Origin of the sequence: Pseudomonas graminis (assembly GCF_001705435.1) — a bacterium.
In the GTDB taxonomy this organism is placed as follows: Bacteria; Pseudomonadota; Gammaproteobacteria; order Pseudomonadales; family Pseudomonadaceae; genus Aquipseudomonas; species Aquipseudomonas graminis_B.
This window is the reverse complement of record NZ_MDEN01000033.1, coordinates 1-3,695: the sequence shown is the minus strand read 5'-3', so window position 1 is coordinate 3,695 and position 3,695 is coordinate 1. Positions and strand designations below refer to the sequence as shown.

Genomic DNA, 3,695 nt, shown 5'->3' with positions numbered 1-3,695 from the left:
GTGCCCATCGGCGCCCCCATCGCCAACCTGCAGATCCACATCCTCGACAGCCGCCTCAACCCGCAACCCGTCGGCGTGCCCGGCGAGCTGTACATCGGCGGCGCCGGCCTGGCGCGTGGTTACCACCTGCGTCCGGGGCTGACCGCCGAGCGTTTTGTTGCCAGTCCGTTCGGCAGTGGCGAGCGTTTGTACCGCACCGGCGACCTGGCCCGCTGGCGTGCCGACGGCGTGGTGGAATACCTCGGCCGTCTCGATCACCAGATCAAACTGCGCGGCTTGCGCGTGGAAATCGGCGAGATCGAAGCGGCGCTGCTGGATCACCCCGCGGTCAGCGAAGCGGTGGTTATCGCCCGTGAACTCGCCACCGGCATGCAGTTGGTGGGCTATCTGGTCGCCGAAGATTTCGACGAAGAACAGCTGCGCATCCAACTGAAACAACGCCTGCCGGATTACATGGTTCCGGCCCACTTCGTCACGCTGGACAGCCTGCCGCTGTCGGCCAACGGCAAGCTCGACCGCAAGGCGCTGCCCGACCCACAGATCCAGCAGCGCGCTTTCGAAGCACCGCTGGCCGGGGTCGAAACCCAGCTGGCGGCGTTGTGGCAAGACCTGCTCGGCGTCGCGCAAATCGGTCGCCAGGACAACTTCTTTGCCCTCGGTGGCGACTCGATCCTCAGCCTGCAAATCATCTCCCGCGCCCGCAAGACCGGCATCGTGCTGTCGCCCCGGCAGATGTTCGAACGCCAGACCATCGCCGAACTGGCTCAGGTCGCTCAGGTGGTTAGTCAGGATGCGCCCGCGGTTGAGCGCATCGAGCTGAATCGCGACATCCCGCTGACCCCGATTCAGCACTGGTTCTTCCAGCAGCCAATGCGCAACCGCAGCCACTGGAACCAGTCGCTGTTGTTGAACCCGAGCGAAGCCCTGGACCTCCCGGCGCTGACTCAGGCCCTGGCGGCGGTGCTCAACCATCACGATGCCCTGCGCATGCGCTTTGTCCAGCAGGACAACGGCCAGTGGCAGCAACGCTATCGTGCAGAGCTTTCTACGGACCAGCAGACCCAAAACGACCTGATCTGGCAGCGTGAAATCCCCCTGAACGAGCTGACCACAACCTGCGCCGAAGCCCAGGCCAGCCTCGATCTGAGGGACGGCCCGTTGCTGCGCGCCGTGCATTTCACCCTGGCCGAAGGCGGCGAGCGTCTGTTGCTGGTGGTGCATCATTTGGTGGTGGATGGCGTGTCGTGGCGCATCCTGCTGGAGGACCTGCAAAACGCCTACACCCAGGCCCAAGCCGGCCTCGCCATCGACCTCGGCGACAAGGCCGCGTCGTTCCAGCGCTGGGCCAACCGCCTGCTCGATTTCGCTTACAGCGACGCCGTGCTGGCCGAAGCCGAATACTGGCGCAACCTGCCGTCAGCACCCGCGTTGCCCTGCGCCAATCCGAAGGGAGAGGCGCGACAAAGCAACGTGCGCCAGCTGCATTTGCAACTGGACGCTGCTCGCACCGAAAAGCTGATCAGCGAGGCGCCTGCGGCGTATCGCACGCAGATCAACGACCTGCTGCTGACCGCGCTGGTCCGCGCGATGAAGCGCTGGAGCGGCGAGTCCCAGGCGATGATCGCCCTGGAAGGCCACGGCCGCGAAGACCTGTTCGACGGCGTTGACCCGGCGCGCACCGTCGGCTGGTTCACCAGCCTGTACCCGGTCAGCCTGCACGCCGACGACGACCTCGATGCGGCACTCAAACACACCAAGGAAACCCTGCGCGCCGTGCCCAACGGCGGCCTGGGTTATGGCCTGCTGCGCCATCTGCGCGGCGAAGCCTTGCCGGCGCTGGACGGCAGCGTGCTGTTTAATTACATGGGGCGGCTGCAAAACAGCAGCGGGCTTTTCAGCCTGGCCGATGAGGGTAGCGGTGCCCAGCGCGCCGGCGATGCGCCGCTCAATGGCGAGCTGTCCATCGATGCGCAAATCCGTGACGGCCAGTTCAGCCTGACCTGCAGTTTCAGTAGCGAGCGCCATGAATCGGCGTCGATCCAACGCCTGCTAGACGCCTACGGCGAAGCGCTGAACGAGGTGATCGAACACTGCCGCCGCCACGCTCCGGTCACCCCGTCGGACTTCCCGGCGCTGGCGCTCACTCAGGCACAACTCGACGCACTGCCGGTCGCCGCATGGGACATCGAACAGCTGTACCCACTGACCCCGATGCAGCAAGGTCTGCTGTTTCACAGCGAGCTGAGCGGCAGCGAGGTCGTCGATCCCGACAGCGCCCGCGATCTGTACATCAACCAGGTGGCTCTGGACATCGAACACTTGCCGGTGGCCCGTTTTAAATCGGCGTGGGCGGCGGCGGTTCAGCGTCATCCGATCCTGCGTGCGGCGTTCCTGCGCGTCTCCGGCAGCGAACAGCCGGTGCAACTGATTCGTCGCGATGCGGCGTTGGTTGTACGCGAACTGGACCTGCGTAGCAGCCATCAGGCACTGGCCGACGTACTGGCGAACGAGCGCGAAACCCCGTTCGACCTGCACGCCGCGCCGCTGATGCGCGTGCTGCTGGTTCGCCAAAGCGAGACGCTGTGGAAACTGGTCTGGACCTTCCACCACATTTTGCTGGACGGCTGGAGCAGCGCGGCGGTGCTGGGCGAAGTGATTCAGGCGGCGATGTCCGACGCCACCCCGCAGCCCGCCGGGCATTACGGCGACTACGTCGAATGGCTGCTGAGCCGGGATGCCGAGCGCAGCAAGGCCTTCTGGCAGAGCCATCTGGCCGGTTTCGATCAGCCAACGATGATGGCAGCAGCGCTGACCGCACCGACCTCCAGCACGGGCGAGCCGTTGCCGAACCAGGTGCGGGTCACGTCCATGGATCTGAACAGCGAACTGCTGAACAGCGCCGCCCGCCGCCAGCGCGTGACCGTCAACACGCTGATTCAGGCGGTGTGGGTGTTGCTGTTGCAGCGCTACACCGGCCAGCAACGGGTGGCGTTCGGCGCCACCGTGTCCGGTCGTTCCGCGCAAGTGCCGGGCATCGAACGCATGCTCGGGCTGTTCATCAACACCCTGCCGCTGGTGCAGGCGCCCGAGGCGCAGCAGAAGGTCGGCGACTGGCTCAATGACCTGCAAGCCCACAATCTGGAGCTGCGCGAGCACGAACACACGCCACTGTTCGAGGCCCAGCGCTATGCAGGTCATGCCGGTCGTGACCTGTTCGACAGCCTGCTGGTGTTCGAGAACTACCCGGTGGACGCGGTGCTGCGGGACAAGCAGGCCAACGGCTTTAACCTGGGTTCCGTCGAACTCAGCGACAAGACCCACTACCCATTGAGCCTGGCGGTGGTGGCAGGCGAGCACGCCCATGTTCACGTCAACTACCACAGCAACGTGTTCAGCGCCGAGCAGATCACGCGTCTGTGCGGGCATTTCCAGGCGCTATTGGACGGCCTCTGCCGCTTCCCCGAGGCGCGCATCGGCGAGCTGTCGATGCTCACCGAAGGCGACATCCAGCAGATGCACGCGTGGAACACGCCGCCGTTTTCGCCGTATGTGGATCGGCCGATTCACGAGCTGATCGCCGACCACGCACGCCTTCGTCCTGACGCCATTGCGTTGGTTCATGGCGAACAGCGCCTGACCTTCGCCGAGTTCGACCGTCGTGCCAACCAACTGGCTCATGCGCTGCGGGCGCGAGG

1 protein-coding gene is annotated in these 3,695 nt (G+C 65.2%); it reads left to right on the top strand.

What is annotated here, in order from left to right:
* Window positions 1-3,695, top strand: a 3,695-nt coding sequence (locus BBI10_RS00160) for a condensation domain-containing protein (protein ID WP_141695065.1), incomplete at both ends; no start/stop codon positions are given.